Source organism: Micromonospora sp. M61, assembly GCF_018070245.1.
In the GTDB taxonomy this organism is placed as follows: domain Bacteria; phylum Actinomycetota; class Actinomycetes; order Mycobacteriales; family Micromonosporaceae; genus Micromonospora; species Micromonospora zamorensis.
This window is the reverse complement of record NZ_JAGPYA010000001.1, coordinates 59453-82791: the sequence shown is the minus strand read 5'-3', so window position 1 is coordinate 82791 and position 23339 is coordinate 59453. Positions and strand designations below refer to the sequence as shown.

The 23339-nt window shown below is 72.4% G+C and carries 21 protein-coding genes; 10 read left to right on the top strand and 11 right to left on the bottom strand.

What is annotated here, in order from left to right:
* Window positions 1-7: 7 nt before the first annotated feature.
* The 4 genes from KBX34_RS00375 to KBX34_RS00360 form a co-directional block, all read right to left on the bottom strand.
* Window positions 8-1405 (bottom strand): DUF4331 domain-containing protein, encoded by a 1398-nt coding sequence (locus KBX34_RS00375; RefSeq protein ID WP_210922584.1) that lies wholly within the window; start codon window positions 1403-1405, stop codon window positions 8-10.
* A 51-nt stretch (window positions 1406-1456) separates the two neighbouring features.
* Window positions 1457-1735 carry a hypothetical protein gene (locus tag KBX34_RS00370; RefSeq protein WP_088946293.1) on the bottom strand — a complete coding sequence of 93 codons (279 nt, stop codon included), beginning with the start codon at window positions 1733-1735 and terminating at the stop codon, window positions 1457-1459.
* A gap of 161 nt (window positions 1736-1896) precedes the next feature.
* Window positions 1897-4407 carry a bifunctional FO biosynthesis protein CofGH gene (locus tag KBX34_RS00365; protein ID WP_210922583.1) on the bottom strand — a complete coding sequence of 837 codons (2511 nt, stop codon included), beginning with the start codon at window positions 4405-4407 and terminating at the stop codon, window positions 1897-1899.
* Between the two features lie 161 nt (window positions 4408-4568).
* Complete coding sequence (locus KBX34_RS00360; RefSeq protein ID WP_210793209.1) at window positions 4569-5564, bottom strand: hypothetical protein; 996 nt, start codon at window positions 5562-5564, stop codon at window positions 4569-4571.
* Window positions 5565-5662: 98 nt separating this feature from the next.
* Between KBX34_RS00360 and cofD the strand changes: the two genes are divergently transcribed.
* Together cofD and KBX34_RS00350 are read left to right on the top strand one after the other, a co-directional pair.
* Window positions 5663-6610 (top strand): 2-phospho-L-lactate transferase, encoded by a 948-nt coding sequence (cofD, locus tag KBX34_RS00355; protein ID WP_141907944.1) that lies wholly within the window; start codon window positions 5663-5665, stop codon window positions 6608-6610.
* Entirely contained in the window at window positions 6607-7692 is a 1086-nt protein-coding gene (locus KBX34_RS00350; protein ID WP_210922582.1) for a coenzyme F420-0:L-glutamate ligase, read from the top strand. Before cofD ends, KBX34_RS00350 begins: the two co-directional genes overlap by 4 nt.
* Window positions 7693-7704: 12 nt before the next feature.
* Here KBX34_RS00350 and KBX34_RS00345 read toward each other — a convergent pair whose 3' ends face one another.
* Window positions 7705-8703, bottom strand: a complete 999-nt coding sequence (locus KBX34_RS00345; protein ID WP_210922581.1) for a winged helix-turn-helix domain-containing protein — start codon at window positions 8701-8703, stop codon at window positions 7705-7707.
* A gap of 284 nt (window positions 8704-8987) precedes the next feature.
* On the bottom strand, window positions 8988-10034 hold the full coding sequence (locus tag KBX34_RS00340; protein WP_210922579.1) for a hypothetical protein: 1047 nt from the start codon (window positions 10032-10034) through the stop codon (window positions 8988-8990).
* A gap of 54 nt (window positions 10035-10088) precedes the next feature.
* Here KBX34_RS00340 and KBX34_RS00335 point away from each other — a divergent pair, with 54 nt between their 5' ends.
* Entirely contained in the window at window positions 10089-10691 is a 603-nt protein-coding gene (locus KBX34_RS00335) for an NUDIX domain-containing protein (RefSeq protein WP_307871299.1), read from the top strand.
* On the opposite strand, the gene KBX34_RS00330 is transcribed toward KBX34_RS00335, so the two are convergent.
* The gene (locus KBX34_RS00330; protein WP_210922575.1) at window positions 10660-11751 is read right to left on the bottom strand and encodes a mannose-1-phosphate guanylyltransferase; all 1092 of its coding nucleotides are present in this window, start codon (window positions 11749-11751) and stop codon (window positions 10660-10662) included. The two genes, KBX34_RS00335 and KBX34_RS00330, sit on opposite strands and share 32 nt — an antisense overlap.
* 63 nt (window positions 11752-11814) lie before the next feature.
* Complete coding sequence (locus tag KBX34_RS00325) at window positions 11815-12960, bottom strand: glycosyltransferase family 1 protein (protein WP_088946285.1); 1146 nt, start codon at window positions 12958-12960, stop codon at window positions 11815-11817.
* Window positions 12961-13112: 152 nt separating this feature from the next.
* Between KBX34_RS00325 and KBX34_RS00320 the strand changes: the two genes are divergently transcribed.
* Window positions 13113-13802 carry a TIGR03089 family protein gene (locus KBX34_RS00320; RefSeq protein WP_210922573.1) on the top strand — a complete coding sequence of 230 codons (690 nt, stop codon included), beginning with the start codon at window positions 13113-13115 and terminating at the stop codon, window positions 13800-13802.
* Between the two features lie 150 nt (window positions 13803-13952).
* On the opposite strand, the gene KBX34_RS00315 is transcribed toward KBX34_RS00320, so the two are convergent.
* Window positions 13953-15962, bottom strand: a complete 2010-nt coding sequence (locus KBX34_RS00315; protein WP_210922571.1) for an acetoacetate--CoA ligase — start codon at window positions 15960-15962, stop codon at window positions 13953-13955.
* A 142-nt stretch (window positions 15963-16104) separates the two neighbouring features.
* Window positions 16105-16623 (bottom strand): acyl-CoA thioesterase, encoded by a 519-nt coding sequence (locus tag KBX34_RS00310; protein ID WP_088946282.1) that lies wholly within the window; start codon window positions 16621-16623, stop codon window positions 16105-16107.
* Between the two features lie 23 nt (window positions 16624-16646).
* On the opposite strand from KBX34_RS00310, the gene KBX34_RS00305 reads away from it, so the two are divergent.
* Window positions 16647-17318: a hypothetical protein gene (locus KBX34_RS00305; protein ID WP_210793217.1), complete on the top strand. Its 672-nt coding sequence runs from the start codon at window positions 16647-16649 to the stop codon at window positions 17316-17318.
* 42 nt (window positions 17319-17360) lie between these two features.
* Here KBX34_RS00305 and KBX34_RS00300 read toward each other — a convergent pair whose 3' ends face one another.
* Window positions 17361-18659, bottom strand: coding sequence for a multidrug effflux MFS transporter (locus KBX34_RS00300; protein WP_374223640.1), 1299 nt, complete (start codon window positions 18657-18659; stop codon window positions 17361-17363).
* A gap of 322 nt (window positions 18660-18981) precedes the next feature.
* Here KBX34_RS00300 and KBX34_RS00295 point away from each other — a divergent pair, with 322 nt between their 5' ends.
* The 5 genes from KBX34_RS00295 to KBX34_RS00275 are packed head-to-tail and all read left to right on the top strand — an operon-like array spanning window position 18982 to window position 23158.
* Window positions 18982-19536 carry an RNA polymerase sigma factor gene (locus KBX34_RS00295; protein ID WP_197699583.1) on the top strand — a complete coding sequence of 185 codons (555 nt, stop codon included), beginning with the start codon at window positions 18982-18984 and terminating at the stop codon, window positions 19534-19536.
* Window positions 19533-20330 (top strand): zf-HC2 domain-containing protein, encoded by a 798-nt coding sequence (locus tag KBX34_RS00290; protein WP_210793218.1) that lies wholly within the window; start codon window positions 19533-19535, stop codon window positions 20328-20330. The genes KBX34_RS00295 and KBX34_RS00290 overlap by 4 nt, the downstream gene beginning before the upstream one ends.
* Before the next feature lie 34 nt (window positions 20331-20364).
* A complete protein-coding gene (locus KBX34_RS00285; protein WP_210793284.1) occupies window positions 20365-21165 on the top strand; it encodes an ABC transporter ATP-binding protein in 801 nt (266 codons plus the stop codon).
* A complete protein-coding gene (locus KBX34_RS00280; RefSeq protein ID WP_210922570.1) occupies window positions 21162-22547 on the top strand; it encodes a hypothetical protein in 1386 nt (461 codons plus the stop codon). Before KBX34_RS00285 ends, KBX34_RS00280 begins: the two co-directional genes overlap by 4 nt.
* A complete protein-coding gene (locus tag KBX34_RS00275) occupies window positions 22544-23158 on the top strand; it encodes a hypothetical protein (protein WP_210793220.1) in 615 nt (204 codons plus the stop codon). The genes KBX34_RS00280 and KBX34_RS00275 overlap by 4 nt, the downstream gene beginning before the upstream one ends.
* The last annotated feature ends 181 nt before the right edge of the window (window positions 23159-23339 follow it).

Below are 23339 nucleotides of genomic sequence, written 5' to 3'. Positions count from 1 at the left end.
GCGCCGGTCAGGACGCCGCCGCCGACGGGTTGTTGAACCCGTCGTACGGCGTACCGAGGTAGGGGAAGTTTCCGAGGAACGGCGCTGTCACGTCGGCGGCGCTCAGCCCCGGGGTGACAGCGGCGGCCGCCGCGTCCGGGCGGAACGTCCTGTCCACCAGCGGGACGGTCACCCCGGCGATCGCCCGCAACGCGATGCTCACCACGTCGTCGCCGACACGCCGACCGTTCGGGAAGCCAGCCAGGTCGCCACCGAGCACCCCGAACCGGTCCGGCTGCCGGGTCCGCGGGATCGCGGTGTTCAGCCGCAGCATGTCGGCCTGCACGTCGCCGGTGGTGTTGGTGAAGCCGTCGATCAACCCGGCCGGTATGCCGGTGAGCAGGATCGCCACCAGGTCGGCGCGCGCCTTCCTGGCCTTGGTGAGCTTGTCCAGGTTGGGGAAGACGTCCGGGTAGAGCGCCGGCAGCAACGCCGCCAGCTCCGGCTGCTCGACGAACTGCGCGAACCGCTTGTCCTCCGACGGCGGCAGTGAGTTCCACAGGTCCTTCTTGGACATCGGCACGATGACCTCGTTGAACAGTGGATTGCCCAACCGGGAGACCTGGGTGAACGGGCCGGTGGCGGTGTCCGCAGCGCCCCGGTCGCCGAGCACCCGCACCTGCCGGCGCGACGCCGACGTCCACACCCCGATCACCGAGGCCCGGTCACCCGCGCCGTAACGGTTGGCACTCCGGCGGACCCGGTCCAACGGCACCTGCACGGCGATGCTGTGCACGTTCATCCGGTCGGTGGCGTTGACCGGCTCCCCCTCGGCCTTGAAGATCTTCTTGCCGGCGACGTGCAACTGCTGGAACGGCCGCAACGTGCCGAGGTCGAAGATCGCCCCCAGGTCGACGAAGAAGCCGTCCGCACGCTGCCCGGCGAAGACCCGCTCCCCGGTGGAGAGCGAGTAGGTGGCCTGCCGCACCAGCTCGGCGTACTTCGGGGTGGACAGCGGGCCGACATTGCACGGCGGGCAGGGCAGCTTGTGGGCCAGCCGGTGCTCCCGGCCGTCGGCCACCCGGGTCAGGCTGTAGAACTGCCGCCGGTTCCAGTTCCTGCTGTCCAGCGAATCGATCGGACCGGTGTTGTAGAGAAAACTGTTCGGATTGGTGATCTCGGTGGTGAATTCGAACCGGTAGGTGACATCCGGACGGCCGTCGCCGTCGTTGTCGATATGGATCTCATAACGCACGTCGTCGCCGAACTCGAAGAAGTTCGGGCCCCCGGAGGGGAGCTGCAACGGTACGTAGTTGGCGATCAACGTGACCGTGTCGCGCTTGTCGGGGCTGACGAACGCGTACAGGTCGGAGCTGTCGGCGACCGGATCCTTGGCTATCTCCGGGGCCTCGCGGTGGGAAGACATGGCGGACCAACCTCACTGGGCGGGGACAGGATGGCAGGGCGGGGTGCCGGGTCAGCGCCGAGCGGCGCGCCGCAGCCGATCCGCCAGGCTACGGTCGCGTACCTCGACCCGGGCCTCGCCGACGAAGATGTCCATCGTTCCGGAATCGGCGTCCCGCAGGTGCACGACGATCGGCTCGTCGGCTCGCCCGGCCGCGCCGGGAGCGTTCTGCGCGGCCGACAGGCCCGGCACGGTGAGCGCGGCGGCGCCGAGGGTGGCGCTGGCCGCGGCGGTCAACGTCTGCCGGCGGGTCAGTCGCGGCCACTGCCGCTTCCGCTGATCACTGGTCATGGGCAACCTTTCCGGCGGCGGCGCGAACGCGCCCGCGGAGACGGACGGGTCCGGTGCCGTCTACCGACGCCGCCGGGCCCCGTGGGGACACCGGCGGCGGTCCTCGCCGCAACCGCCGCCGGCACCGCGTGGTACGGCCGGCGGCGGGGAAAGGTTCGACGTCAGGGCCGGGCGTGACCGTATGCGGTCGAGCGCTTGCGCGCCGGCCGCCCGGCCGCCGTCGCGATGGCCCGCAACTGCTCCTCGGTACGCGCCGACCCGTTGCCGGAACCGGCCATCCGGGAGATGGTCTCCTCCATCAGGGTGCCGCCCAGGTCGTTGCAGCCACCCTGGAGCATCGCCACAGTGCCCTCGTCGCCCAGCTTCACCCAGGAGCACTGGATGTTGTCGATCCGGCCGTGCAGCAGCAACCGGGACATCGCGTGGACCACCCGGTTCTCCCGCCAGGTCGGCCCGGGCCGGGCGATCCCCGCCAGGTAGATCGGGGCGTTGGTGTGCACGAACGGCAGCGCCACGAACTCGGTGAAGCCACCGGTGCGGTCCTGCACCCCGGCCAGCACCCGGAAGTGCGCCAGCCACTGCCCGGGGTGGTCGACGTGGCCGTACATCATTGTGGAGCTGGACCGGATGCCCAGCTCATGGGCGGTGCTGACCACGTCGACCCAGGCGGCGGCCGGGAGTTTGCCCTTGGTCAACACCCAGCGCACGTCGTCGTCGAGGATCTCCGCGGCGGTGCCCGGGATGGTGTCCAGCCCGGCCTCGCGCAGCTGGGTCAGCCAGTCGCGGACCGGCACGCCGGCCTTCGCGGCGGCGGTGACGATCTCCATGGGCGAGAACGCGTGCACGTGCATCTCCGGCACCCGCGCCTTGATCGCGCGCACGATGTCGGCGTACCCGGTGACCGGCATCTTCGGGTCGATGCCGCCCTGGAGGCAGACCTCGCTGGCACCGAGGGTCCACGCCTCCTCGGCACGGTCGGCGACCTGGTCGACGGAGAGCCGGTACGCGTCGGCGTCGCGTTCACGCTGAGCGAAGGCACAGAAGCGGCAGCCCACGTAGCAGACGTTGCTGAAGTTGATGTTGCGGTTGACCACGTAGGTGACGTCGTCGCCGACCGCGTCCCGGCGCACGTCGTCGGCGAGCCGGCACAACTCGTCGAGTGCCGGACCGTCCGCGCCGAACAGCGCCAGAGCGGCGTCGGTGTGCGCGGGGTCCAGCAGCGCGGCGGGGTCGTCGGCGGCGAGCCGCAGCCCGGCCCGCAGGTCATGGTCGCCGGCGGCCGCGGCCGGACCGGCCGTCACCTTGGTGGCGACCTCCGCCCAGTCACCGTAGACACTGTCGAAGTCGCCCCGCCGGTCGTCGGTCCGACCGGTGGTGTCGATGGTGGTGTGCAGGTCGGTCCGCCCGCCGAACACCTCCTCCGGCTCCTGCCAGGGGTGGCCCTGCGGCATGGCCGACTCCACCGCCATGCCGGACGTCGGATCGGCCAGCGCGTTCACGTGCGGCAGCAGCCGAGGGTCGAGCCACGGGTCGCCGGCGCGCACGTACTCCGGGTAGATGGTCAGCCGCTCCCGCAGCGTGAACCCGGCCAGCTCGGTGTGCCGGGCCAGCTCCTCGATCTGCGGCCACGGGCGTTCCGGGTTGACGTGGTCCGGGGTGAGCGGGGAGACGCCACCCCAGTCGTCGATTCCGGCGCGCAGCAGCAGGTCGTACTCGCCGGCGATGAGGTTCGGCGGAGCCTGGATCCGGGCCTTCGGGCCGAGCAGCAGCCGGGCCACCGCCACCGTGGCCGCCAGGTCGTGCAGCTCCGCGTCCGGCATGCCGCGCATCGCCGTGTCCGGCTTGGCGCGGAAGTTCTGCACGATCACCTCCTGGAGGTGGCCGTACTCCCGGTGGGCGCGGCGGATCGCGAAGATCGCGTCGACCCGCTCCGCGGGGGTCTCCCCGATGCCGATCAGGATGCCCGTGGTGAACGGCACGCCAACCCGGCCGGCGTCGTCGAGCACCCGCAGCCGGACCGCGGGCTCCTTGTCCGGCGAGCCGAAGTGCGGGCCGCCCGGCTCGGACCAGAGCCTGGTCGCTGTCGTCTCCAACATCATGCCCATGCTCGGCGCGACCGGCTTGAGCCGTTGCAGCTCCGACCAGGACAGCACCCCGGGGTTGAGGTGCGGCAGCAGGCCGGTCTCCTCCAGCACGGCGACCGCGCAGGCACGCAGGTAGTCCAGTGTGGAGTCGTAACCGCGCTCGTCCAACCAGCTGCGGGCCGCCGGCCAGCGCTCCTCCGGCCGGTCACCCAGGGTGAACAGGGCCTCCTTGCAGCCCTGCGCGGCACCCGCCCGTGCGATCGCGAGGACCTCGTCGCGGTCCAGGAATGGCGCCGGCAGCCGGTGCGGCACCGTCGCGAACGTGCAGTAGTGGCAGCGGTCCCGGCAGAGCCGGGTCAGCGGGATGAAGACCTTCTTGGAGTACGTGACCACGCCCGGCCGGCCGGCCTCACGCAGCCCGGCGTCCCGGATCCCCCCGGCGACCCGGAGCAGCTCGTCGAGCGCGTCACCACGAGCGGACAGCAGCGCGGTCGCCTCGTCGACATCCAGCGCACGCCCGGTCGCGGCCCGGCCCAGGGCCCGCCGCACGCTCGCGTCGCTCGGACCGGAGTGGGTGCGATCAACCATCCGCTCAGCCTATGCGCAGCGCGAGCCCGGCCCACCAGTCCCGGCCCGCACCGTGGGAAACGGCACGCGTTCGCCCTCTTGATCACTTGATGCTCAGCAGTTCAGCAGACTCGCTGACGACTACTGAGCATCAAGTGATCAAAGAACCCGCCGGGCCCCGGTCAGCGGGGCCGGTCGGGGTTGTCGCCTGGCTTCAGCTGCTGGGTGCGGTCGTTGTCCGTGTCGCCGGGGCGGGAGATGGCCTCGGTCGGGTCCGCCGACTGGCGCGGGATGGTCTGGGTGGGGTCGGCCGACGGCGGCTGCCCGAACGGCGGCGCGGCGGGCGCAGGCGGCGCGGACTGGGGGGCAGGGTTCGCCGGAGGCGCGGACTGCGGGAACGACGGCGCGGACTGCGGTGCCTGGAACGGCGGCGCGGACTGCGGGTGCGGCGGTCCCGACTGCGGGTGCGGCGGTCCCGACTGCGGGGCCTGGAACGGCGGCGACGGCTGACCGTACTGGCCGGCCTGCGGGTAGCCACCCGGCTGGCCCGGCTGCGGATAGCCACCCGGCTGGCCGGGGGCGGGCCAACCGCCCTGCGGCTGGCCACCGGGCTGCCCCTGGCCCGGCCAACCACCCTGCTGCTGCGGCCAGCCTGGCTGCGCCTGGCCGTAGACACCGGGCTGGGCCTTGGGCCGCGGCACGTAGTAGTGGGCGCGCCACACGGTGTAGACCACCCAGGCGGCGACCGCGAAGATCACCATCCAGGCGAACCGGGTGAGCACACCGAGGAGCGCGTCCAGGACCTCGGCATCGGCCAGGCGGCCCACCGTCCAGATCAGCATGGTCAGCGTGCCGAAGAGCGCGCTGACCGCGTACTCGGCGAGGGCCACCTGGGTGATCAGCTTCGCCTTCGGCAGCACCGGTGAGACGTGCGTGGCCAACAGCACGGCCAGCAGTGGGAGGACCACCGCCTCCACCCCGATGAACGCGTAGAAGGCGCTGCCCGCGCGGTCGGTGAAGGAGCTGTAGTCGTTCGGGGCGATCAGCCGGAGCAGGCCCACGAAGAGGAACACCGCGTTGGCGCCGAGCAACGCGAGCGCAGCGAGTTCGCGTAGTGGCTTGGTCAGCTGACGGGCCTTCGTCGCGTCGGTCGACGCGGGCTCGGCGGGGCTGGTCACGAGGTCCCCCTCGGGGCATGAACGGACAGGGCGCACGTGAGCCTAGTCTCTAGGGCCACCGGCGGACCGGAGGCGTCACGTGCGCGAGGATGGTCGACATGCGCATCGTGGTTCTGGCCGGCGGCATTGGCGGCGCCCGGTTCCTGCTCGGCGTCCGGGCGTACGCCCGGGAGGTCGGCGCGGAGGTGACCGCCGTGGTCAACGTCGGCGACGACCTGTGGCTGCACGGGTTGAAGATCTGTCCCGACCTGGACAGCGTCATGTACACGCTCGGCGGCGGCGCCGACCCGGAGCGGGGCTGGGGTCGGGTCGGCGAGAGCTGGACGGTCAAGGAGGAGCTGGCCGCGTACGGGGCGCAGCCGACGTGGTTCGGCCTCGGCGACAAGGACATCGCCACCCACCTGGTGCGTTCCAGCATGCTCAACGGCGGCTACCCGTTGAGCGCGGTCACCGAGGCGCTGTCCACCCGTTGGGAGCCGGGCGTACGTCTGCTGCCGGCGACGGACGACCGTCTGGAGACCCACGCGGTGGTCGAGGACGAGCAGGGCCAACGGGCGATCCATTTCCAGGAGTGGTGGGTGCGGTACCGCGCCGACATCGACACTCAGCGCTTCGTGTTCGTCGGCGCGGAGACGGCGAAGCCGGCACCCGGCGTGTTGGAGGCGATCGGCTCGGCCGATCTGGTGCTGATCGCGCCCAGCAACCCGGTTGTGAGCGTCGCGCCGGTGCTGGCCGTGCCGGGGCTGCGTGCGGCGGTGGCCGACAGCCCGGCGCCGGTGGTGGGTGTCTCACCGATCATCGGCGGCGCTCCGGTGCGGGGCATGGCCGACCGCTGCCTCGCCGTGCTCGGTGTCGAGTGCAGCGCCGCCGGAGTGGGCCGCCTGTACGGGGGCCGACCGGACGGCGGCCTGCTGGACGGGTGGCTGGTGGCCGAGGAGGACGCCGGCGCGGTGGTGCCCGGGGTGACGGTCCGCGCGGTGCCGCTGCGGATGACCGACGAGGCGGCGACTGCGGCCATGGTCCGCGCCGCGGTGGAGTTGACGTGAGGCTGGAAATCCTGCCGGTGCTCGGCATCGGCCACGTGACCGAGGGTGACGATCTGGCGGCGGCGATCGCGACAGCGGCGCCGTGGCTGCGCAACGGCGACGTCCTGGTGGTGACCAGCAAGATCGTCTCCAAGGCGGAGGGGCGGCTGGTGGACGTCCCGGCGGACGGTCCGGAGCGGCTGACCGCCCGGGACGAGGTCCTGGCCGGTGAGACCGCCCGGGTGGTCGCCAGCCGGGGGCCGACCCGGATCGTGCAGACCCATCACGGCTTCGTGATGGCGTCCGCGGGGATCGACGCGTCGAACGTGGACAAGACCCAGCTGGTGCTGCTCCCTGTCGATCCGGACGCGTCGGCGCGGGCTCTGCGCGAGGCGCTGCGGGAGCGCTACGACCTGGATCTGGCCGTGATCATCAGCGACACCATGGGCCGGCCCTGGCGCAACGGGCTCACCGACGTGGCGCTCGGCGTGGCCGGAATGCCAGCCATCCGGGACCACCGTGGCGAGGTGGACCCGTACGGCAACGAGTTGCAGTTGACCCAGATGGCCGTGGTGGACGAGCTGGCGGGCGCCGGCGAGCTGATCAAGGGCAAGTGTGACCAGGTGCCGGTCGCGGTGGTCCGTGGCTACCTCTCCACGACCACCCCGGATGACGCCGGTGGTGCGCGGGCGCTGATCCGCGACGCCGCGCAGGACCTCTTCTCGCTCGGCACCGCCGAGGCCCGTGCTGCCGGGCTCACCGACGCCGCCACCCTGACCGACGCTCTCGGCTCGACGCCGGCCGACGTGACCGCGGTGCAGCGGGCGATCGACGCGGTCGCCGAGGTCGTCGCCCCCGGCACGGTCTTCACCCTGGTCGACGAGGCGGAGGTACGCGCCGGTCTGGTCGCCGAGATGCCGGGCTGGCCGGAGGGCGCCGCCCTGGTGCTGGGCTCGGCCCCGACGCCCGTCGAGCCGATCGGTCTGGTCCGCTTCGGCGCCGACCTGCACCGACTGCGCGTCGCCCTGGCCGCCGAGGGTGTCGGGTCGACCCTGTTGCCGCCACCGCCGGGCAGCCCGGCGAGCGCCGCGCTCGCGCTGTGAGAGACGGCCGGGTCAGGCGTCCAGCATGGCCCGGCCGAGCGGCGTCAGCGTGTGCAGCACGCTGTTGCGCTCCCGGTGGCTGACCAGCAGGCCAGCGTTGCGCAGCACCGTGGCGTGCTGGCTCGCTGCCGCCGGTGAGATGTTGAGCTGACGGGCGACCTCGCCGGTGGTGGAGCCCTCGTCGGTGGCCTGCAACACCGCCGCCCTGGTGCGGCCGAGCAGCGCGGCGAGCGAGTCGCGGGGAGCACCCGACGGGATCGCCGCGACGCGGTCGGCCGGTGCCAGCCCGCCCAGCCGGTCGACCGGGTAGACGAGCACCGGTGGCAGCGCCGGGTCGAGCAGTGCGACCGGCGTGCTCGCGCAGAAGAACGACGGCACCAGCAGCAGCCCTCGGCCGTCGAGGTGCATCTCCCGGCTGTGCGGGTAGTGGCGGACCTCGAGCACCCTGTCCCCCCAGCGCATGGCCGGCCGGAGGCTGGTGAGCAGGCCCTCGACACCGCCGTCGAGCAGTGCCCGCGCGCGGCGGGCCCGGTCCGCTGCCACCGCGGCCTGGATCCTGCTCCAGTACGGGTTGATCGCCAGCGATCGGTACTGCTCCATCGACTCGGCGAGGTGGTGCAGCACCGCCACCTCGCCCCGGGCCAGCGCGGCGGCCGAGGAGGGCAGCTGGGTCTCGGCGGCCAGCACGCTCAGGTCCCGGTGCAACAGCTCGGTGGGGGTGCGGCGGAGCGCGTCCAGCCCGGCCTCGAAGCCGTCGACGCTGTCGTACGGGGTGAGGAAGTCCGGGAAGTAGCCGCGTGGCGGGTTCAGCGCGAACAGCAACCGGAGCTGCTCGGAGGCGACGTCCTGACGCAACGCCTGGGACACGGTGCGCCGCCAGTTGGCCGTCAACGGGTCGCGGTTGCGGCCCTGCAGCACGTGCAGGCTGAGGACCAGCTCCCAGATCGGGTCCGCAGCCGGCGCCAACCGGGTCCGGAGGATGTCCTCCCCAGAAAAGTGGATCTTCAGCATGGAGCACTCCTGAGTCCCCGGCAGGGGGATGCCGGATGACCGTTCGACTCTACCTGGACGGCACTAATCTCCATCTTTAAGCCTGGGATGAAAAACCTCGACGTCAACGGGGCAGGTTCGGCATGCTCTCAGTGCCCGAACAGGTGCCGGCGCGTCCTCGACGCTCCCGGCGCCAGGGCGCCGGGCCATGGGGAGGCCCCGGTGATCGGGCGGCACCACGAGGGTCTGCGGCCCTTGCTCCGCAGAGGTGCCGTCCGGTCATCCCGCCCCCCGCATCATCCCGCTCAGCCGACCCAGAGCGCGACCCGGTGGTCCTCGTCCGTGACGTAGAACGGCCGCCCGTCCAGCTCGGCCACCCCCTCGACGTGGTGGAACGGCGCCAGGTTCGCCACCAGCTCCCCGCCGAGCCGGCACGCGTCGTCCGACCCACCGCCCGGGAGACGGAAGCGGACGTGTCGGGAGGTGACATCACCCCCACCGGGGTGATCGTCGAGCAGCACCGATCCCTTGCCCAGCGCGTCGATCGAGCCGATCACGGCCGCGTACGCGCCGTCCGCCGTCGGGGTGATCGCCCGGAAGCCGGTCAGCTCCCCGGGCGGGGTGACCCCGGTCAACACGTACGTGCGCAACGCCCGTGGCCACGAAGGCTCCGCCGTGAACATGCCCGGCACGTCGGCCACCTCGACCAGGATCGGCTCACCGGCCTCGGTGACCGGGAAACGCAGACCGAGCAGCACCGTCCCGGCCGGGGTGAAAACCGCCGCCTCCACGTTCAACGGCAGGTCGTCCGGGGTGAGGCGGCTCACCCAGCTCTTCTCCCGGGCGGTCCCCCTGGCCAGAGTTTCCACGATGAACCGGGCCCGCACCCGTTCCCCCGGAGGCAACAGGACCAGCGGCGACCCGGCCAGGGCGTCGTTCACCGCCCGGTGCAGCCGGAACGAGTTGCGCACCACGTGCACCGGGATCGGCCCGGCCGCAGCGTCGTCCTCGCGGAACCGGGCCACGAACGCACGTCGGGGGCGCAGCGGGCCACCCTTCGAGCCGAAGTGGGAGCCGAAGACGTACACCCAGCCGTCATGGTGGGCGAGCGCCTCACCGTCCTCGGTCCGCCCGTTCTCCGCACCGGCGTCCGCCAGCACGTGCCGGGCCGTCCACTCGCCGTCGTCCAGCTCCAGCAGCAGGGCGAGGCAGCGCTCCACCGGCCCCTCGTCCAGCACGGTCCAGAAGCCCCGCCAGGCGCCGTACGCGCGCAGCAGGGCCGCCGACCGCACCGGCAGGAGATCACTGGCCTCGTTGCCGGCCACCACGAATTCGACGAGTCGCAGGGTCACCGGGCCAGCGTACGAAGCACCCGCTCGTACAGTGACGGGGTGCCCGACACCGCGATCACCGGACCGACCGCCCACCCGACCGACCCCGAGACGTACGCGACGCTGCACGCCGACGCCACCGCGCTTCTCGAAGGCTGGCAGCCCACCAGCCCGGACGCGGCCGTAGCGCGGGACCGGACCCTCCGCCTGCTCGGCGCCGGCCCGATCGCGATGAGTCGGCAGCACCGACCCGGGCACGTCACCGCGAGCGCGCTGGTCCTGGACGCCACCGGCTCGCGGGTGCTGCTCTGCCTGCACGTCAAGTTCGGGCTTTGGGTGCAGCTCGGCGGCCACTGTGAGCCGACCGACCAGACCCTGGTCGCCGCCGCGCTCCGCGAGGCCACCGAGGAGTCCGGGATCGCCGGCCTGCGCATCGACCCGGTGCCGATCGACGTGGACGTGCACCAGGTGCAGTGTCAGGGCGGGTCACTACACCACGACGTCCGGTTCGCCGTGCTGGCCCCGCCCGAGGCCGTGGAGCAGGTCAGCGACGAGGCCGAGGAGCTGGGCTGGTTCCCGCTGGACCAACTGCCCGAGCCGCTGGCCGGCGGGACCGCGCAAATGGTCGCGCCGGCCCTCGCAGCCCTCAGACGTAGCCCTCTTCGCCTCGCGCCTTGAGCTCGTCGACCAGGGCCTTGACGTCCTGGGCCCGGTCGCGGGGGCAGACCATGACCGCGTCCGGGGTGTCCACGACGATGAGGTCGCGCAACCCGAGGACGGCCACCAACCGCCCCGACTGCGGCACGACCACCATGTTGGCGCTGTCGCGCAGCAGCACACCCGGCTTGGCGTCGGTGCCGAGCACCACGTTGCCCGCGTCGTCGGTCGGCAGCACCTCGCCGAGGGTGTGGAAGTCGCCGACGTCGTTCCAGCCGAAGTCGCCCGGCACCGTCGCGACGCGACCCGCCGTGGCCGCGCCCTCCATCACCGCATAGTCCACGGAGATCTTCGGCAGGGTCGGCCAGATCGCACCGAGGACCTCGTCCTGCTCCGGGGTGCCCCAGGCGGCGGCGATCGCTGCCACACCGGCGTGCAGCGCCGGCTGTTGGCGGGCCAGCTCGGCGAGGAAGACGTCCACCCGCCACACGAACATGCTCGCGTTCCACAGGTACCGGCCCGAACGGACGTACGCCTCGGCGACCTCGGCGCCCGGCTTCTCCTTGAACTCGGCCACCGGCCGCCACGGCGTGCCATCGGTCGGGTCGCCGGTCTCCAGGTAGCCGTAGCCGGTCTCCGCCCGCGTGGGGGTGATCCCGACGGTCATCAGCATGCCCTGCTCGGCCCCGCGAACCGCCTCCTGGACAGTGCGGACCCAGCTCTCCGGGTCGCGGATCAGGTGGTCGGCCGCGAAGCTGCCCATCACCGCGTCCGGGTCGCGTATCGCGATCACCGCAGCGGCCAACGCGATCGCCGCGCAGGAATCCCGGGGGGAGGGCTCGACCAGGATGTTCTCCTCCGGCAGACCGGTCAGTTGCCGAGCCACCGCCGCGACGTGCGCGGCACCGGTGACCACAAGGGTCCGATCCGGTGTGGTCAGCGGGGCGAGCCGTTCCACTGTCGCCTGGAGCAGCGAGGCGCTGGTGCCGGTGAGCGGGTGGAGGAACTTGGGGTGGCCGGCGCGGGACAACGGCCACAACCGCGTGCCGCTGCCACCTGCTGGAATGACCGCATAAAGCATCCGCACATCATGCCCGACGTGCCTGCCGGGAGTGGCATGGGTCACCAGCCGGGCTCCGGAGGGTCAGGAACTGGCGCGACTCCAGGCGGCGATGTGCACCTCGGCGCTGGACTCCCAGGTGAACTCCTTCGCCCGGTCGAACCCCGCCTTCGCCAGCGACAGCCGCCGCTGCTCGTCGTCGAGAAGCGCGGCCAGGTCGGTGGCGATCTGCTCCGGGTCCTCGGAGGTGTAGGCGACCGCGTCGCCGCCCACCTCGGGCAGCGAGAGCCGAGGCGTGGTCAGCACCGGGGCGGCGCACGCCATCGCCTCCAGGATCGGCAGCCCGAAACCCTCGCCGTAGGACGGGTAGGCGGCGACCAACGCGCCACCGAGGAAGCCGGGCAGGTCGCCGTAGCGCAGGTAGCCGGGGCGCAGCAGGCGCAGGTGCGAGGGGACCTCGGCGACAGCGCGGTCGATGTCGTCGTCGTGCCCCTGACCACCGGCGATCACCAGGGCCGGCGGGTCGACGCGGTCGGCCACCGCGTGCGCCCAACCACGGATCAGGTTGGGGACGTTCTTCCGTGGCTCCTTGGCCCCGAGGAAGGCGACGTAGCTGCTGTTGCCCAGCCCCAGCCGGGCCCGCACACGGGCCTTCTCCTCCTCGGTGGGCGCGTGGAAGGCAGCCTGGTCGACACCGTGGTAGGCCACGTCGATGCGTGTCGGGTCGGCGTCGAGCAGCCGGATCAGCTCGTCCCGCGTGGCCTTGCTGGGCACGATCACCCGGTTGGCGCGGCGCAGCGAGGTCTTGATGGCACTGCGGAAGAACGTGCGGCGGGACTTGTCGTAATGCTCCGGCTCGGTGAAGAACGTCGCGTCGTGCACGGTGACCGTGACCGGGCACCCGGCCCGCAGCGGGCAGGTGTAGAAGGGCGAGTGCAGCACGTGCGCGCCCACCTGCTGAGCGAGCAGCGGCAGGCCGGTCTGCTCCCACGCGAGCCGGGCCGGGCGGTGCGCCACGGCGGCCGGAGCGGGGATGATCTCCGCGCCGGGCAGCATCCGGGTGTAACGCTCCAGGTCGGTGCGAAGACTGACCACCGCCAGGTCCACCCCCGACCCGCACACCTTGCCGAGGGCTCCGAGCAGACCGTCAACGTATCGACCGACACCACCACGGTCGGCGGGGACACTCGTGGCGTCGATGAGCACGCGGGGCGGGCGACCGGCGGTCACGGGGCGACTCCTTGCACTGGCGTCTGTGGGGAACAACACTCCGGGGGTCAAGCCTACGCCGGGGCGCGGCAGCGGCGCTGACTGCGACCCGACGGTACGCCGACTTGTCATCGTCAACGAGTACGGCCGGCGGGGGCGTATCGTTCGCGCCGATGGCCGACAACATTGCCCGGGTGTTCGCCGACGCGATCGCGACCGACCCGACCAGACCGCTGCTCACCTGGTACGACGATGCCAGCGGTGACCGCACCGAACTTTCCGGCACCACTCTGGCGAACTGGGTGGCGAAGACCGCCAATCTCCTCGTCGACGAGGTCGGCCTCGCTGCGGGCACCCCGGCCGGCGTGCTGCTGCCGCCGCACTGGCAGACCGCGGCGGTGCTGCTGGGTTGCTGGTCGGCCAAGTTGAACGTGGTGGACGCACCGGGTGACGTGGACGTGCTCTTCGCCGCCGCCGACCAGCTCGACGAGGCGCAGTCCTGGTCCGCCGACGAGCGGTACGCCCTCGCGCTGGCCCCGCTCGCCGCCCCGCTGCGGCAGGTGCCGCCCGGGTTCGCCGACTACGTGGTGGAGGTCCGCCGACACGGCGACCACTTCACCCCGCAGCCCGGTCCGGGCCCCGCCGACGCGCGGCTGCTGACCCGCGCCGAGGCCCGTGCCGCGGAGTTGGGCATCGAGCCCGGCGCGCGGGTCCTGGTCGACGCCGGCCGCCACCCCGACCCGGTCGACTGGCTGCTGGCCCCCCTGACCCGGGCCGCCACCGTGGTCCTCTGCGCCAACCTCGACCCGGCCCGGCTGACCAGCCGCGAAGCCACCGAAAAGGTAACCCAAACCCTCCCGTAACCCCCCCCCCCGCCCCGCCCCGGGTCGACTCGGGGTCGATCATGGGGTTGTGGTGGGCGAATGATGCGCCGATGCCCGTTCTACGGGGCACCACAACTCCATGATCGACGCGAGCGGAGGGGGCCGGGGGCCGGCCGGGACCGGGGGCTGTCAGGCGTGGGTGTTGTCTGTTGCTCGGCGTTGGGCCAGGGCGGCGAAGGCCGTCAGGGACTCGGGGTTGGCCAGGGCGCCCTTGGCCGCGGCCTGGTCAACCGGGACGCCGGTGAGGATCTTCTTGACCGGCACCTCCAGCTTCTTCGCCGACAGGGTGCGGGGCACCGAGCGCACCTGGTGGATCTCGTCGGGCACGTGCCGGGGTGAGAGCGCGGTCCGCAGTTCGCGGCAGATCCTCGCGCGCATCGGGTCGTCCAGCTCCAGACCCTCGGCCAGCACCACGAAGAGCAGCAGCTCACCGGCGCCACCCTCGTCGTCCTCCAGGTGCACGACGACCGAGTCGAGCACCTCGTCGAGCCCCTCGACCACCGAGTAGAACTCGGCGGTGCCCAGCCGCACCCCACCGCGGTTGAGCGTGGCGTCGGAGCGGCCGGTGATCACGCAGCCGCCCCGCTCGTTGATGGTGATCCAGTCGCCGTGCCGCCAGACGCCCGGGTAGACGTCGAAGTACGCCTCGCGGTAGCGGGTGCCGTCCGGGTCGTTCCAGAAGCCCACCGGCATGCTCGGCATCGGCTCGGTGATGACCAGCTCACCCAGCTCGCCGATGACCGGGGTGCCGTCGGCGGAACGGGCCTCCACCTTGGCGCCCAACGCGCGGCAGGCGATCTCGCCGGCGTAGACCGGCAGCAGCGGCACGCCGCCGACGAAGCCGGTGCACACGTCGGTGCCACCGGAGAGCGACTGGAGCTGGAGGCGGTCGCCGACCGTCTCGTACACCCATTCGAAGCCCTCGGCGGGCAGCGGCGCACCGGTGGAACCCACCCCGCGCAGCGCCGACAGGTCGGCGATGTCCCGGGGCACCAGCCCGGCCTTGCGGCAGGCCAGCAGGAACGGCGCGGAGGTGCCGAAGTACGTGGTGCCGGTCTCCGCCGCCAGCCGCCACAGCCCACCCAGGTCGGGCTCGGCCGGCCGGCCGGGCTCCGCCCGGACCGCCGGGTTGCCGTCGAAGAGCACGATGGTCGCGCCCACCGCCGGCCCGGAGACCAGGAAGTTCCACATCATCCAGCCGGTGGTGGTGAACCAGAAGAACCGGTCGGCCGGGCCCAGGTCGTGGTGCAGGGCGAGCATCTTCAGGTGTTCCAGCAGGATGCCGCCGTGGCCGTGCACGATCGGCTTGGGCAACCCGGTGGTGCCCGAGGAGTAGAGCACGTACAGCGGGTGGTCGAACGGCACCGGCCTGAACGTCGACGGCTCGTCGGTGGGCGCGGCCAGCTCGGCCCAGCCCAGCACGCCCTCGGGCACGGGGCCGGTCGGGTCGAGGTAGCCGATGCTGACGGTGTGCCGCAGCGACGGCAGGGCCGCCCGGATCGCGGCGACCTCGGCGCGGCGGTCCACCGGCTTGTCGCCGTAGCGGTAGCCGTCCACGGCGACCAGCACCGTCGGCTCGATCTGCTGCCACCGGTCGGTGACACTGCGGGTGCCGAACTCCGGCGCGCAGGACGAGAAGATCGCGCCCAGGCTGGCGGTGGCCAGCAGCAGGACGTACGTCTCAGGAATGTTCGGGGCGTACGCCGCCACCCGATCACCGGCGGTGACGCCGAGCCGGCGCAGCCCGGCCGACACCCGGCGGACCTGCTCGCGCAACTCCCCGGCGGTCAGCGTGACGGGCGCCCGGGTCTGCCCGTGTGCGATCACCACCGGGTCGTCGTCGAGCCGCCCCGGCATCCGCAACACGTTCTCGGCGTAGTTGAGCGTGGCGCCGGGGAACCAGCGGGCGCCGGGCATCCCCCGCTCGGCCAGGGTCGCGGTCGGCGGGGTGTGCGCGACCACCTCGAAGTGGTCCCAGATCGAACGCCAGAACGCGTCCAGATCGGTGGTCGACCAGCGCCACAACGCGTCGTAGTCGGCGAAGTCCAGCCCGCGGTGCTCCCGCAGCCAGCGCAGGTAGCCGCCGATCCGGGAATGCTCGCGTACGTCCGCCGGCGGCGCCCACAGCATGTCACCCACTGCTTCACCCTCCCCTGGCCCGGCACGACATTGTGAATGGGCCGTGGCGCCATCTTGCCCTACCTCGAAGCGCCATTCTGCGCACCGGGTGCGCCAACCGACGCGTGCCCGCCCCACACTGCACCCACCCACCTCATGTGGGTCAGCCCGCGCGGTGTGCCTGGATGGCGCGACGGCGGGCGAGGCGGTGGGCTCGGCGGATCTCCGCCTCCTTGTACCGGCGCTCGTCCTCCGCCGTCTCCGGCAGCACCGGGCGGACCACCCGCGGCGCCCCGCCCACGTCCACGCCGACGAACACCAGGTACGCGGTGGCCACCCGAACTGCCGCGTCCTCGGCCGAGTCCCAGCGTTCGGCGACCACCCGTACGCCCACCTCCATCGAGGTCTGGCCGGTCCAGTTCACCTGCGCGTGGGCGTGCACGAGGTCGCCGACCCGGACCGCCTCGGAGAAGACGATCTCGTCGATCGCCGCGGTGACCGCCGTTCCGCCGCTGTGCCGGGCCGCGGCGGCACCCGCCACGTCGTCGACGAACTTCATCAGAACCCCACCGTGCACGGTGCCGTACAGGTTCACGTCAACGGCAGTCATGATCTTGCTCAGCGTGACGCGCGAGTACGACGTCGGCTTGCCGATCGGTGCGGCGGAGAGGTGCTCAGTCATGTCGAAAACGGTACGGTGCGCGGATGCGACATCTCTGGAGCTTCCTCGCCGGGCTGGTGGTGGCGCCCATCACCTGGGTGCTGGTCACACTGGGGCAGGACGGGTCGAGCCGGACAGTCGACCGCTGGGTGGAGACTGGCACGTTCAACACCGCGAACCTGATCGAGCCGGCCGTGTACCTCGCCGTCGGCGGAGTCCTGCTGGGCCTGGTAGGCACGCTGCGCTTCTCGCCGCTGGGCCCGCTGGCGGCCGGGTTGCTGCTGGTCACGCCGTACGTCGGAATGTTCGTGGCGCCCTTCGCGGTGCGGGACGCGATCCCGCACGAGTGGAAGATGCTCGGCGATCCGTTGCCGCTGCGTCTGCCGGTGGAGAACGGCACGCTGTTCGTGATCGGTCTGCTGCTGCTGATGGCGACCTTCAGCGGGCAGCGGTGGCGGCAGTGGCCACGCCCGGCGACCGAGCCGGCCGCGACGCCGACCCCCGTGCCCGACGGAGGCCCCCGCAACGACGACTTCACATTGACCGACTGGCCGTCTCCCACGCCCGCTGAGCGCGACACCGCGCCCCTCACTCTCGGTTACCCGGGCGATTCGACACCGACCGAGCCGCTGCCGCGCCGCGTCGGCGGCGAGTCGCCCTGGTCCGCCCCGCCGCGCGGTCAGTCGCGCCCCGAGGACACCACCGAGATCCGCTGAAATCGTCGGGCGGGCCGGTCACCCGGCCCGCCCGCTGTCTGCCTAGTGCAGCGCGACCGCGAGGTCCGGGTCGACAGTGCCCAGGCTGGCGCGGGGCACGACGAAAAGCATGACCAGCAGCGAGGCGGCCATGCCGCCCGCGATGACGACCGCCATCGGCACGCTCCCGGTGCCGAACAGGCCGGCCAGTGGCGCCGACAACGCACCGATGCCGAACTGCACGGCGCCGAGCAGCGCAGCGGCGGTGCCTGCGGCCTCGCTGTGCCGGCTCATGGCCAGCGCCGGGGCGTTCGGCATTGCCAGGCCGGTGGCGGCCAGGACGAGCCACAGCGACGCGAGCAGGGTGCCCAGACCACCGAAGCCGGTCGCGGCGAACATGACCAGCAGCAGCCCCGCCGCTGTGCCGGCGATCAGAGCGCTGACCAGGATCTGCTGCGGGGTGAAGCGGCGCAGCAGCCGGACGTTGAACTGGGTGGCCGCGATCAGACCCACCGCGCCGGCCCCGAAGGCCAGGCCGAACTCCTGCTCGTCGAGGCCGTACTCCCGCTGGAGAACGAACGACGACCCGGAGACGTACGCGAACAGGGCCGCCATCGCCAGCCCGGCGACCAGCACCAGGCCGACGAACGCCCGGTCGTTGAGCAGCCCCCGGTAGTCGCGCATGGTGGCGCCGATCCCTCCGTGTCGCCGACGCGCCACCGGAAGGGTCTCCGGGAGCTTCAGCGCGGCCACGACGATCAGCAACGCGCCCAGCACCGCCAGCGCCGCGAAGACGCCCCGCCAGTCGGTCCAGCTCAACAGGCCGCTGCCCAGGGTCGGCGCGAGGATGGGCGCCAGACCCATGACGAGCATCAGCCGGGAGAAGATCCGGGCGAAGGAGGCTCCGCTGAACAGGTCACGGACGACGGCCGTCGCGACCACTGTGGCGGCCGCCACGCCAAGACCCTGGAGTACGCGCAGCGCGCCGAGCACTTCGATGTTGGGCGCGAAGACGCACAGCACGGAGGCCACGATGTGCGCGACCAGCCCGGCCAGCAGCGGCACCCGTCGTCCGACCACGTCGGAGAGCGGCCCGATCAGCAACTGGCCCAACGCGAGGCCGACCAGCGTGCCGGTCAGGGTCAACTGAACCGCGGTCTCGGTGGTCTGCAGCCCGGTGGTGATGGCGGGCAGCGCGGGCAGGTACATGTCGATGGTCAACGGCCCGATCGCGATCAACGCACCGAGCACGAGGACGAGTTGTGCCCGTTGACGGTTGGTCATCAGGTCACCGGGCAGGACCTCCTCGTTGGGGTCTCCCACCTTGGTGCCGGGGCCGGTCTTGTCCACCAACTGCTTCATCATCTCGGTCTCTCTGCGGAAGCGGGTGCGTCGTCACGTGCGGCACTGAGGGCGTCACCGCGTCCACAGATCTCGGCGGGCGCGGTGCGGGGTGCCCGCCCATGGAGGCGAGGAAGTGACGAGGCAGGGGTCGTGGTGGGGGTGGCCGGGTGCGGCGATCACCCGAAGGTGATTCTCTCGCTCGCCAACGCCCCGCAGGCGAACGACGTTCCCGGTGTGTGGGGTGTCACGCCGCGCCGGTCGGGCACGGACACGGCGGAACTGTGACGACGGCCACAGCCAGGACAGAACCGGAGCGGGGGTACGCGTCGTCTTGCCTGACGTGAGACGAAGTCTGGACGGACTCGACGAGGGCGAGCTGCTCCGCCGGGTCGCCCGGGGTGACCGGCGCGCGTTCGACGCGCTGTACCGGCGTACCTCCCCCTGGCTGACCACCCGACTGCGTCGGCGCTGCGCCGACGAGGACATGGTGGCCGAGGTGTTGCAGGAGACGTACCTGGCGGTCTGGCGCTCGGCCGGCAGTCAGGCGCAGTCATCCTCCACCTCCGGCAGCGCCGTCGGCTGGCTGTGGACGATCGCCGCACACCGGCTGATCGACGCGTTCCGCCACCGGGCCCGACGCGAGCGGATCCCGTCGGTGCAGACCTTCGAGACCGTGGCCCCGGCCGCCGAGGACGAGGCACTGGCCGGCGGGATGGACGCCAACCTCGAACGGGCCCTGCACGCGCTACCCCCGGAGCTACGCCAGGTGCTCCGCGCGATGGTCCTCGACGGGTTGACCGCCCGGGAGACGTCGCTGCTGCTCGGCATGCCGGAAGGGACCGTGAAGACCCGCGCGCGACGAGCCCGCATCGCACTCCGGGAGGCGCTGTCATGACCACTCATCCCACGCCCGCTCTCATCTCCCGGTACGCGTCGGGCGGCGCCGGCGTCGACGACGCGACCGTCTGGGCGGTGGAGGCACACCTGGAGGTCTGCGCCGAGTGCCGGGCGGTGCTGACCGGTGCCGTCGACCCGGGCACCCGGGACCTGCTGGACCGGGTGGCCGACGAGCTCGCCGCCGGGATCACCGCCGGCCCCGGCCCGGTGCGTCGTCGGCGGCGCAGGCGTACCGGGGTCGCCGCACGGGTCCTGCCCTGGCTGGCCACCGCCGCCGGGCTGATGCTGGCCGCGGTGCTGTTCGAGAAGACCTTCGCCAGCCTGCCGTCGCTGGTGCTGCTGATCGCGCCGGTCGCGCCGCTGGTGCCGGTGGCCGCCGTCTGGAGCCGGCGACTCGACCCGGCCTGGGAGCTGACGGCCACCACTCCGCGCACCGGCCTGCCGCTGCTGATGCGCCGCACGTTGGGGGTTTTGATCGCGGTCGTACCGGTGCTGGCGGTGGCCGGGTGGGGCACCGGGCACTCCGTCGGCCTCTGGTTGCTGCCGGCGCTGGGCTTCACCGCCGGGACGTTGGCGCTGGGCACCGTGGTGGGCGTCGACCGGGCCGCGCTCGCGCTGGCGGTCACCTGGTCCGCGGGTGTGGTGGCGCCGAGCCTGGCCGGCGGGCAGCTCCCGACCGTCCTCACGGGCAACAGCCTGCCCGGGTGGGCGGTCACCACCGTGGTGTTGACGGCCGTGCTGCTCGTCCGGGCCCGACGACGGCCACGGGAACTCACCAGGACCTTCCGATGACGACACCGAGCCAGGACCGAATGGAGACCTCATGATGCGTACGGTCAGCGTGGCGGAGACCAGGCCGTCGACCCATCCGTGGGCGGTGCACGCCGAGAAGTTGCAGGTCCGGGCCGGCCGACACCTGGCGGTCAACGAGCTGGACCTGACGTTGGGCACCGGTGTGCACGGGCTGCTCGGCCCCAACGGCGCCGGTAAGACGACGTTGATGCGCGCCCTGGCCACGGTGGTCAAACCGTCCGCCGGGCGACTGACCCTGCTCGGCGAGGACGTCACCGCCGGCGCGGACCTGCGCCGGGTCCGACGTGGCCTGGGTTACCTGCCGCAGCACTTCGGTTTCTACCCGCGCTTCACGGTCCGGGAGTTCGTCGAGTATCTGGCCTGGCTCAAGGAGATGCCGAAGACGGTCATCCCCGCTGCGGTGCAGCGGGCCATCGAACGGGTCGGCCTGGCCGACCGCGCCGACACCCGGATGAAGACGCTGTCCGGCGGGATGCTGCGCCGCGCCGGCATCGCCCAGGCGATCGTCAACGACCCGGAGGTGCTGCTGCTCGACGAGCCGACGGTCGGCCTGGACCCCGAGCAGCGCCTCGACTTCCGCGAGCTGTTGCGCGACATCGGTCTGGACAGCTGCGTGCTCGTCTCCACCCACCTGGTCGAGGACGTCGCGGTGGCCTGCACCGACGTGGTGCTGGTCAGCGAGGGTCGGCTGGTGTGGCAGGGCAGCGCCGGCGAACTGGCCCAGCAGGGCGGCACCGACGACGCCGGTGACAGCGCCACCGAACGCGGTTACTCGTCGCTGCTGCGCGCCCACCGGGGCCGGGTGTCGGCATGACCGGGCGCATCCTTCGCATCGAGCTGCGCCGTTCGGCGGCGCTGAGCATCGGCCTGCTGTCGCTGGTGGCCGGCACGGTGCTGCTGCTCACGTCCACCCAGTTCTTCGTCGGGCGGTGGATGCAACTGGCGATCTTCTCGCGGTCGATGCTCATGGTGTCGCTGCCCTTCGCGCTGGCCGGCGGAGCGTGGCTGGGTCAGCGTGACGCGCGTTACCGGGTCAACGAGTTGTTCGCCAGCACCGTCCGGCCGCGCTGGCAGCGCGTCGTCCCGACCGCCAGCGCGCTGGCCGTCGCGGTGGCGACCGCGTACGTCCTGGTGTTCCTCATCGCGGCCGGATGGGTGGTGCCGACGGCGGGATACTTCCCGGCCAGCGCGATCGTCGTCGCCGCGGTCGGCGTCCCGGCGCTGGTCGCCGCTGGTTGGCTCGGCATGGCCGCCGGCCGCGCCGTGCCCCGGGTGGTCACCGCGCCCATCCTCGCCGTGGTCGGCTTCGTCCTGGTGGGGTTGGTCCCGGACCTCGTCACGATGGCCCACACCGACGCGAGTTTCACCAGGGTCCGGCCGGAGCCGTCGGCGCTGCTGCTCATACCGACCTTCAACGGCCTGGACGACTTCCAGACGATCGCGACCCGGGTCAGCGTGCTCCAGACGCTGTGGCTGGTGTCCCTCGCCGCGACCGGGCTGCTGCTGCTCGGCGCGGTCCGCCGCCGCGCCATCGCGTTCGCCGTGCTTCCGGCGGTGCTCGGCGGCGCGGTCGCCGTACCGCTCCTGCCCGTCGGCGGAACGCGCGGGGCGGCGGTCGTCGACCCGGTCGCCATCGAGCTGGTCTGTGACGACGACGGCCCGCAGGTCTGCGTGGCACGGGCGCACGCCGCGTTGCTGCCCGACGTCGTCGGCCCCGCCCGCCAGGCACTCGGAACTATGGCGGCGAAGCTGCCCAACGCACCCGTCCGGGCGGTGCAGTCCCGACAGATCGCCTACTGGGGGCGACTGTGCGCGAGCACGACACCGACCCGGCACGCCGACGACACGATCGTCTTCGACACTCCCGCGATCGACCCGGCCGGCCGCGCCGACCTGTCCGACGGCTACTTCCTGCCGTCACTGCTTGAGGCCGCCTGGCGGCAGGACTGCGGCGACCAGCCGGAGACCGACGAATTCCTGGCTCGGACGGTCGCCACGGCCTGGCTGAGCGGTCAGCCGCCAACCCCGCAGCGATGGTGGGAACCGGCGGACATCGAGCGGGTGCGGAGCGCCTACCAGGCGCTGGTGAGCCTGCCGCAGGCCGAGCAGCGAGATCGGATGGCGGCGGCCCGCGCGGCGGCGATGGACTGTCGCAGCGACGGCCTCCTGGCGATCCTGGCGGAGAAGAAGCCATGAGATGGTTCCGGCTCCACCTACGGTCGCGCCGCGTCCCCCTCGCGCTCGGCAGCGCGGCGGCGCTGATCACGCTGGCCTGGGTGTTGTCGCTGGTCTACACGGACTCGACCACCATCAACGCCCGGACCGCGAGCCTCACCATCATGTTGGCGGTGGTCGCGTTCGGCGCCACCCTCAGCGGCGCGGACGACGCCCTCGACCACACCGCGTCGGTCAACTGGCCGCTGCGACGTGCCGTGCATCTGTTCCTCGCCGGTGCCGCGATCACCGCCCTGCTGTCGCTCAGCACGCTCACCGACGCGCGTTACGAGCCGCTCGCCCTCGTGCTGCGCAACACCGCCGGCCTGCTCGGGCTGACCGCCCTCGGCGCCGCCCTGGTCGGTGCCGCACTGTCGTGGGTCGCCCCGCTGATCTGGACCCTCATCGCGGTCCTGCCCGTCATGGGCCCCAGCAGGGACGTGCGGACGCAGGTCGCCAGTTGGCTCATCCAGCCCGCCGGCACCACCGCCGCCACCATCTGCGCCACCGTGCTGGCGGTGACGGGCCTGCTGGCGTACGCGCTGCGGGGCGGCCCGCTGCGACCCGTCACCGAGACGGCCCCCGACCGGTGAACGACGAACCCGTCGGTGGCCCGGCGCGCCGGACCACGGGTGGCGGTTGCCCGGTGGCCTGACCGGCGGTACGTCGCGTCCGTCGGCTGCCCGTAGCATCAGGGGATGGATGCCTCGCACGTTGCTGACGACGGGCGCCAAAGGTCCGAGGACGACCAGCGCGACGTCCCTCTGCTGGGGT

Bases quoted from the DNA above. Each gene is read 5' to 3' on its own strand.
- KBX34_RS00375 (WP_210922584.1), bottom strand. From the start codon at position 1,405: ATGTCTTCCCACCGCGAGGCCCCGGAGATAGCCAAGGATCCGGTCGCC.
- KBX34_RS00370 (WP_088946293.1), bottom strand. From the start codon at position 1,735: ATGACCAGTGATCAGCGGAAGCGGCAGTGGCCGCGACTGACCCGCCGG.
- KBX34_RS00365 (WP_210922583.1), bottom strand. From the start codon at position 4,407: ATGGTTGATCGCACCCACTCCGGTCCGAGCGACGCGAGCGTGCGGCGG.
- cofD (WP_141907944.1), top strand. From the start codon at position 5,663: ATGCGCATCGTGGTTCTGGCCGGCGGCATTGGCGGCGCCCGGTTCCTG.
- KBX34_RS00345 (WP_210922581.1), bottom strand. From the start codon at position 8,703: ATGCTGAAGATCCACTTTTCTGGGGAGGACATCCTCCGGACCCGGTTG.
- KBX34_RS00330 (WP_210922575.1), bottom strand. From the start codon at position 11,751: ATGCTTTATGCGGTCATTCCAGCAGGTGGCAGCGGCACGCGGTTGTGG.
- KBX34_RS00320 (WP_210922573.1), top strand. From the start codon at position 13,113: ATGGCCGACAACATTGCCCGGGTGTTCGCCGACGCGATCGCGACCGAC.
- KBX34_RS00310 (WP_088946282.1), bottom strand. From the start codon at position 16,623: ATGACTGAGCACCTCTCCGCCGCACCGATCGGCAAGCCGACGTCGTAC.
- KBX34_RS00305 (WP_210793217.1), top strand. From the start codon at position 16,647: ATGCGACATCTCTGGAGCTTCCTCGCCGGGCTGGTGGTGGCGCCCATC.
- KBX34_RS00300 (WP_374223640.1), bottom strand. From the start codon at position 18,659: ATGAAGCAGTTGGTGGACAAGACCGGCCCCGGCACCAAGGTGGGAGAC.
- KBX34_RS00290 (WP_210793218.1), top strand. From the start codon at position 19,533: ATGACCACTCATCCCACGCCCGCTCTCATCTCCCGGTACGCGTCGGGC.
- KBX34_RS00285 (WP_210793284.1), top strand. From the start codon at position 20,365: ATGCGTACGGTCAGCGTGGCGGAGACCAGGCCGTCGACCCATCCGTGG.
- KBX34_RS00280 (WP_210922570.1), top strand. From the start codon at position 21,162: ATGACCGGGCGCATCCTTCGCATCGAGCTGCGCCGTTCGGCGGCGCTG.
- KBX34_RS00275 (WP_210793220.1), top strand. From the start codon at position 22,544: ATGAGATGGTTCCGGCTCCACCTACGGTCGCGCCGCGTCCCCCTCGCG.